Raw genomic sequence first — 7,232 nt, 5'->3', positions numbered from 1 at the left:
CCGCCCCTTCCCGAAACCGGGGCTGCGCCCCGGACCCCGGAATCCGACCTTCGGTCGGATGGCCTCAAACGCCGGCCGGGCTGAACGTGTCCGCGACCTTGACGCTCCCTCAGGCGCGGTGAACACTTCCGGGTGTCAGTCGGCATCGCCGCACCATGATGTCAAGCCGCCTTCAGGGCATCTGCCTGGTCAAAAGGCCATCCCCCACGGGCGATTCGGCTGCTACGGCACGCTCGTCACGGACGCCGAGCGGGGTGGACTCCCCTTGCCCTCGGCGCAGCCGTGCGAATCGCACCCTGCACGGAGGACCGGGGCGACTGGCCCCGGGCTAGGGCCAAGGGAGCCGCCATGTACTCGAATGGGGACGTCTTCGTCGGTGAGATCATCGGCACCGCGATTCTGATTCTTTTCGGCGCCGGTGTGTGCGCCGCCGTCACGCTGCACCACTCCAAGGCGAAAGCCGCCGGGTGGGTCGTCATCGCCTTCGGCTGGGGCTTCGGTGTGCTCGCGGGTGCGTACACCGCGGGCCCGCTCTCCGGCGGGCACCTCAACCCCGCGGTCACCCTCGGGATCGCCATCGAATCAGGGGAATGGGACCAGGTTCACCTCTACGTCCTCGGGCAGATGATCGGCGCCATCCTCGGTGCCGTGCTGTGCTGGCTGACGTACTACGCGCAGTTCCAGGCCAATGCCGAGGAGGAGAAGGCGCAGCCCACGCTGGGGATCTTCGCCACCGGCCCCGAGGTCCGCGACCCGGTGGCGAACGTTGTCACCGAGGTCATCGCGACCATCGGTCTGGTGCTGCCGATCCTGGCGTTCGGTATGAACGAGGGGCTCGGGACGTCGGGCACGGGCACGCTGGTCGTCGCGTTCCTGGTGGTCGGCATCGGTCTCTCGCTCGGTGGCCCGACGGGGTACGCCATCAACCCGGCGCGTGACCTCGGCCCGCGCATCGCCCACGCCCTGCTGCCCATCCCCAACAAGGGTGGCTCCGACTGGAGTTACGCCTGGGTGCCGGTCGTCGGACCGCTGATCGGCGGTGCACTCGCAGGGCTCATCTTCAACGCAGCGTTCTGAGCAGCCTTCTGAAAAGGGGAACCCATGCCGGATCGTAAGCACGTAGCGGCGATCGACCAGGGCACCACTTCGAGCCGCTGCATCATCTTCGACCAGGACGGCGCGATCGTCGCCGTCGACCAGCGAGAGCACCGCCAGATCTTCCCCAAGCCCGGCTGGGTCGAGCACGACGCGACCGAGATCTGGTCCAAGGTGCAGGCCGTGGTGGCCGGCGCGCTCGCCAAGGCGGGACTGCGCGCGAGCGATCTGAGCGCGCTCGGCATCACCAACCAGCGGGAGACGACGGTCCTTTGGGACCGCGCCACCGGCAAGCCGGTGCACAACGCGATCGTCTGGCAGGACACCCGTACCTCCGCGCTGTGCAACGAACTCGGTGGTACGGACGGCCAGGACCGCTTCCGTGAGGCCACCGGTCTGCCCCTGGCCAGTTACTTCTCCGGGCCCAAGGCGGCCTGGCTGCTCGACAACGTGCCGGGCCTGCGGGCACGCGCCGAGCGGGGAGAGATCGCCTTCGGCACGATCGACTCCTGGCTGATCTGGAACCTGACCGGCGGCACGGACGGCGGCGTGCACGTCACCGACGTCACCAACGCCGGGCGCACCATGCTGATGAACCTGGAGTCCCTGCAGTGGGACACCTCGATCCTGTCGGCGATGAACGTCCCGCAAGACGTGCTCCCCGAGATCAAGTCCTCGGCCGAGGTGTACGGCACGGCGGTCGGCCAGCTCGCCGGGGTGCCGGTGGCTTCCGCGCTGGGCGACCAGCAGGCCGCGGTGTTCGGGCAGGCCTGCTACGACACCGGCACGGCCAAGAACACGTACGGGACGGGCAGCTTCCTGCTGCTCAACACCGGTAACCGGCCGGTGCCTTCGAAGAACGGGCTGCTCACCACCATGGGCTACCAGATCGGCGGCGAGGCGCCGGTCTACTGCCTGGAGGGCTCGATCGCGATCACCGGTGCGCTGGTGCAGTGGTTCCGCGACCAGCTCGGCATCATCCGCAACGCGGACGAGATCGAGACGCTCGCGGCGAGCGTGGAGGACAACGGCGGGGCCTATATCGTGCCCGCGTTCTCCGGTCTGTTCGCGCCCTACTGGCGCTCGGACGCCCGGGGTGTGATCACGGGTCTGACGAGGTATGTCACCAAGGGACACCTCGCGCGCGCGGTCCTCGAGGCCACCAGCTGGCAGACGCGTGAGGTCGTCGACGCGATGTACCAGGACTCCGGTGTGCACATCACGACACTGAAGGTCGACGGCGGGATGACCAAGAACAATCTGCTGATGCAGCACCAGGCGGATGTGCTCGGTGTGCCCGTCGTACGCCCGAAGGTCTCCGAGACGACCTGTCTCGGCGCGGCCTATGCGGCGGGGCTCGCGACCGGGGTGTGGAACGACCTCGACGAGCTCAAGGCGCACTGGCAGAAGGACGCCGAGTGGACTCCGCAGATGGCGGCGGACGCGCGCGAGAAGGAGTTCCACAACTGGCACAAGGCAGTGGAACGCAGCTTCGGCTGGCAGGAGGACGGCGAGGGCTGAGGCCCGGCGCCCGGATGTCGGCGGCTCGTACCCCGGTCGGCGGGGGTGCGGGCCGTCGGCCTGTGCGGGCCGACGGCGTGTGCGGGCCGACGGCGTGTGCGGGCCGACGGCGTGTGCGGGCCGACGGCGTGTGCGGTCCGTCGGCCCTGCGCGGGCCACGTCCGGCGCAGGGCCTCAGGTGGCGGCGGGCTGGCGGGACTCCGACACCCTCGTCATGGCGTGCTCGACCAGGCTGATCAGCACGTTCTTCGCGGATTCCCGCTTACGGGCGTCGCAGAGCACGACCGGCACCTCTTCGTCGAGGTCGAGCGCCTGGCGGACCATGTCCCCGGGGTAACGGGTCGCGCCCTCGAAGCAGTTGACGGCCATCATGAACGGTATGCCGCGCCGTTCGAAGTAGTCGACGGCCGCGAAGCAGTCCTCCAGGCGCCTGGTGTCCGCGAGGACCACGGCGCCGAGCGCGCCCTGCGCGAGCTCGTCCCAGAGGAACCAGAAGCGGTCCTGCCCCGGCGTGCCGAAGAGGTAGAGCACCAGGTCGTCGCGGAGCGTGATGCGCCCGAAGTCCATGGCGACGGTGGTGGTGACCTTGCGCTCGACACCGGCCAGATCGTCGACGGGGCGCCCGGCCTCGCTGAGCAGCTCCTCGGTGCGCAGCGGGCGGATCTCGCTGACGGCTCCGACGAGGGTTGTCTTGCCGACACCGAATCCGCCGGCCACGAGGATCTTGAGTGTGACCGGTTCGACCGGGGCCTGTCGGTGCCCTGTACGCCCGAGGACCATCTTCTCCACTCCTGATCGCCGGTTACCCGGAACGTCCTTGATACGTAAGGCAGTTCCGTCCTCCCTGACTCTATCGGCGTGCGCTGTGCGGTTCACCGGGGGTGGGTGATCCTGTGCAGAACGGTTTCACGGGCGATCGCTTCCCGGCCGCTTACCGGTCGTCCGGCGGTCGGCCTCGGTCCCGTTCGACCGGTATGCGACCTCGGTGGATCAGCCGCCCGGGCCGCCGTAGCCTCCGCCGCCGGGCGTCTCGACGATCAGCACGTCTCCTGGGGCGAGTTCGGCACTGTCGCTGCCGTCGAGCGTCTCGACCGTTCCGTCGGCGCGCTCGACCCGGTTCGCACCGAGCGCGCCGGGGGCGCCGCCCGCCATGCCGTACGGGGGAACACGCCGGTGGCCGGAGAGCGTCGACACCGTCATCGCCTCACGGAACCGGATCCGCCGCAGCGCCCCGTCACCGCCGCGCCACCTGCCGGCTCCGCCGCTCCCCCGCCGTACGGAGAACTCCTCGAGCAGCACCGGCAGGCGCCATTCGAGGACTTCGGGGTCGGTCAGGCGCGAGTTCGTCATATGGGTCTGAACGACGGGTGCGCCGTCGAAGCCCTCGCCCGCGCCGGATCCGGAGGCCACCGTCTCGTAGTACTGGAAGCGTTCGTTGCCGAACGTCACGTTGTTCATGGTCCCCGAGCCCTCGGCCTGTACCCCGAGCGCCGCGTACAGGGCGCCCGTGATGGCCTGGGAGGTCTCGACGTTGCCGGCGACGACCGCGGCGGGCGCGCGCGGGGAGAGCATGGAGCCCTCGGGGACGATGATCCTGAGCGGGCGCAGACAGCCGTCGTTGAGCGGGATGTCGTCGGCGACGAGGGTGCGGAAGACGTAGAGGACCGCGGCGTTCACGACGGCGTACGGGGCGTTGAAGTTGCCCGCGAGCTGGGCCGATGTACCGGTGAAGTCCAGGGTGGCGGTACGCTGTTCGCGGTCCACGCGCACGGCGACCCGGATCGTGGCGCCCAGGTCCGTCTCGTAGGCGTACGCGCCGTCGTCGAGGGCGTCGACGACCCTGCGTACGGAGTCCTCGGCATTGTCCTGCACGTGGCGCATATACGCCTGCACGACGTCGAGACCGAAGTCCTCGATCATCCGCGTGACTTCCTCGACGCCCTTGGCGTTGGCGGCGATCTGGGCGCGGAAGTCGGCGAGGTTGGTGGCCGGATTGCGGGAGGGGTACGGGGCCCGGGTGAGCAGCTCCAGGGTCTCCTGCTCGCGGAAGCGGCCGCCCTGGACGAGCAGCCAGTTGTCGAAGAGGATGCCCTCCTCGTCGATGCTACGGCTGTGCGCGGGCATCGAGCCGGGGGCGATGCCGCCGATCTCCGCGTGATGGCCGCGCGAGGCCACGTAGAAGAGAATCTGCTCCTCCTCGCCCGCGGGGCCGCCGCCGTCGAACACGGGCGTGATCACCGTGACGTCGGGCAGGTGGGTGCCGCCGTGGTACGGGTCGTTGACGGCGTAGGCGTCGCCGGGTCGCATCGCGTCGCCGCGGCGCCGGATGACCTCCTTCACCGACGTGCCCATCGAGCCCAGGTGGACCGGGATATGGGGCGCGTTGGCGACGAGATTGCCGTCCGGGTCGAACAGGGCGCAGGAGAAGTCGAGCCGCTCCTTGATGTTCACGGACTGGGCGGTGGATTCGAGGCGGGCGCCCATCTGCTCGGCGATCGACATGAAGAGGTTGTTGAACACCTCGAGGAGGACGGGGTCGGCCTCGGCGGTCGCCTTGAGCCCTCCGGCCTCCACGGTCCGCTCCATGACCAGATGTCCGTCGGCGTTCAGCGCCGCCTGCCAGCCCTCGTCGACGACGGTGGTGGCGTTGGCCTCGGTGATGACCGCCGGGCCGCGCACGGTCCGCCCTGCGGGCAGTTCCTCGCGCCGGTGCAGCGACACCTCGCGCCAGGCGCCCGCGGTGTGCAGCCGGACCCGCTGCGGCTCGCCCGCGCCCGCCGGGGCGAGGCCCACGAGATCGGGGGCGTCCGTGAGTCCGGTGGCCTCGATGGAGAGCGCCTCGACGACGAGAGGGCGCCGCAGCGTGAAGGAGTACGTGACACGGTGCCGCTCCTCGAACTCCTCGCGCATGGCTGCCGGTTGACCGAGGCCGACCGTGAGCGCGGTGTCCGTGCCGTCGTAGCGCACCTGGGCGCGGCGGGTGATGCGGATCCGGTCCTCGGGCACGCCCTCGGCCCGCAGCTCGGCACGGGCTGCCGCTTCGAGCGCGTCGGCCGTTTCCCGTACGCGCCCCATCTCCGACTCTTCCAGGGGTGCTTCGAGGGACTGCTCGCGCATCGCCGTCGTGTCCGCGAGTCCGATGCCGAGCGCGGACAGGACACCGGCCATCGGGGGGACGAGGACGGTGCGGATGCCCAGCGAGTCGGCCACGGCGCAGGCGTGCTGGCCGCCCGCGCCGCCGAAGGTGGTCAGGGTGTAGCGGGTGACGTCGTGGCCCTGCTGGACGGAGATCCGTTTGACGGCGCCCGCGATGTTGTTCACGGCGATCTGCAGATAGCCCTCGGCGACCTGCTCGGGGGTCCGTTCGTCACCGGTCCGCTCACGGATCTCCTCGGCGAGCGCGGTGAAGCGCTCCCGTACGAGAGCGGCGTCGAGCGGCTGGTCGCCGTCGGGCCCGAACACCCGGGGAAAATGGTCCGGTTGGACGCGGCCGAGCATCACGTTGGCGTCGGTGACGGTGAGCGGGCCGCCGCGCCGGTAGCAGGCCGGACCGGGGTCCGCGCCCGCCGAGTCGGGTCCGACGCGGTAGCGGCTGCCGTCGAAGTGCAGCACCGAACCGCCGCCCGCGGCGACGGTGTGGATGTCCAGCATGGGGGCACGCAGCCGGACCCCGGCGATCTGGGTGGTGAAGACCCGCTCGTACGCGCCCGCGTAGTGCGACACATCGGTCGAGGTGCCGCCCATGTCGAAGCCGATGACCCGCCGGAAGCCCGCCAGTTCGGACATCCGGGCCATGCCGACGATGCCGCCGGCCGGCCCGGACAGGATCGCGTCCTTGCCCCGGAACCGGCCGGCTTCTGTGAGGCCGCCGTTGGACTGCATGAACATCAGGCGTACGCCCGGGAGTTGATCCGCGACCTGGCGCACGTAGCGCCGCAGGACGGGTGAGAGATAGGCGTCGACGACGGCCGTGTCACCGCGCGGTACGAGCTTCATCAGTGGGCTGACCTCACTGGAGAGCGAGATCTGCGGGAACCCGATCCGGCGGGCCAGGTCGCCGATGGCCTGTTCGTGCTCCGGATGGAGGTGACTGTGCATCGTCACGACCGCGAGCGCGTGGATGCCGTCCTCGTAGGCCTGCCGCAGCGGCCCTTCGAGCGCGCCGAGGTCGGGCGGCGTGAGCACCGTGCCGTCGGCCGCGAGGCGTTCGTCGGCCTCGATGACGCGCTCGTACAGGAGCTCCGGCAGGACGATCTCGCGGGCGAAGATCTGCGGGCGGTTCTGGTACGCGATGCGCAGCGCGTCCCGGAAGCCCTTGGTGATGACGAGGAGGGTGCGGGCGCCCTTGCGTTCCAGGAGGGCGTTGGTGGCGACCGTGGTGCCCATGCGTACGGCGTCGATCCGCGTCAGGTCCGGCTTGTCGCCGAGCAGTTCGTGGATGCCGGCCACCGCCGGGTCGTCGTAGCGGCCCGGGTTCTCCGAGAGGAGCTTATGGCTGACGAGCGTCCCGTCGGGTCGGCGGGCGACGACATCGGTGAAGGTGCCGCCTCGGTCGATCCAGAACTGCCAGCCAGGACCGTGCGCTTCGTCTGCCACGTGGGACTCCTCTGCCGGCG

General features: G+C 70.1%; 4 protein-coding genes. 2 read left to right on the top strand and 2 right to left on the bottom strand.

Annotated elements, in window-relative coordinates:
• The first annotated feature begins 348 nt into the window (after nucleotides 1-348).
• Nucleotides 349-1,077: an MIP/aquaporin family protein gene (locus tag G6045_RS22335; RefSeq protein ID WP_165333826.1), complete on the top strand. Its 729-nt coding sequence runs from the start codon at nucleotides 349-351 to the stop codon at nucleotides 1,075-1,077.
• Nucleotides 1,078-1,101: 24 nt separating this feature from the next.
• On the top strand, nucleotides 1,102-2,616 hold the full coding sequence (glpK, locus tag G6045_RS22330) for a glycerol kinase GlpK (RefSeq protein ID WP_165333825.1): 1,515 nt from the start codon (nucleotides 1,102-1,104) through the stop codon (nucleotides 2,614-2,616).
• Nucleotides 2,617-2,790: 174 nt separating this feature from the next.
• Here the strand turns inward: glpK and G6045_RS22325 are convergent, their stop codons facing one another.
• Together G6045_RS22325 and G6045_RS22320 are read right to left on the bottom strand one after the other, a co-directional pair.
• Entirely contained in the window at nucleotides 2,791-3,396 is a 606-nt protein-coding gene (locus G6045_RS22325) for a GTP-binding protein (RefSeq protein WP_165333824.1), read from the bottom strand.
• 210 nt (nucleotides 3,397-3,606) lie between these two features.
• Nucleotides 3,607-7,212, bottom strand: a complete 3,606-nt coding sequence (locus G6045_RS22320) for a hydantoinase B/oxoprolinase family protein (RefSeq protein ID WP_165333823.1) — start codon at nucleotides 7,210-7,212, stop codon at nucleotides 3,607-3,609.
• Between the last annotated feature and the right edge of the window lie 20 nt (nucleotides 7,213-7,232).

It is taken from the genome of Streptomyces mesophilus (assembly GCF_011044995.1).
Lineage (GTDB): Bacteria > Actinomycetota > Actinomycetes > Streptomycetales > Streptomycetaceae > Streptomyces > Streptomyces mesophilus.
This window is presented reverse-complemented; position numbering and strand designations above follow the sequence as displayed.